This window comes from Amycolatopsis sp. SID8362 (assembly GCF_010550475.1).
Classification (GTDB): Bacteria; Actinomycetota; Actinomycetes; order Mycobacteriales; family Pseudonocardiaceae; genus Amycolatopsis; species Amycolatopsis eburnea.
Window position 1 is genome coordinate 1 of record NZ_JAAGNB010000326.1, and the last position, 473, is coordinate 473.

Below are 473 nucleotides of genomic sequence, written 5' to 3' on the forward strand. Positions count from 1 at the left end.
CGGCAGCCGAGGCCGACGATCGCGATCGGCTCGGGGGTCTGCGCTTCCTGGAGCCGCCGGCGGGTGTCCTGAAGATCGGCCGTGACCCGCTTGAGGAAGTAGCGGAGCTTTTCCTCGTTGTCCATCGTCGTTCACTCCATGCAGTAGCGGGCGCCGGATCAGGAGATGCCGAACTCTTTGCCGAGGAGGTCGAACATCTCCTCGTCGCTGGCGGTGTCGAGGCTCGGGGCGGCGGTTTCGCCCGCCCAGCCCGCGGCGAGCAGCCGCAGCTGCTCCGCCACCCGGGCCCGGTCGGCGTCGCCCAGGCTCGCGCCGAGCCGGCCGAGCTCGTCGAGCAGCCCGTCGACCCCGCGCGGCGCGGGCTCGTCGCCCGCCAGTTCCGCGGTGAGGTGCCGGGCCAGCGTGGCCGGTGACGGGTAGTCGAAGATGAGCGTCGCGGGCAGGCTCAGCCCGGTGACGCGGTCGAGGCGGTT

General features: G+C 72.5%; 1 protein-coding gene and 1 pseudogene. Both read right to left on the reverse strand.

What is annotated here, in order from left to right:
- A partial coding sequence (locus G3I65_RS59040; protein WP_203612342.1) for a polyketide synthase docking domain-containing protein occupies positions 1-125 on the reverse strand: 125 nt, incomplete at its 3' end.
- A gap of 33 nt (positions 126-158) precedes the next feature.
- Positions 159-473, reverse strand: a pseudogene (locus G3I65_RS56435) (beta-ketoacyl synthase); the annotation flags it as partial.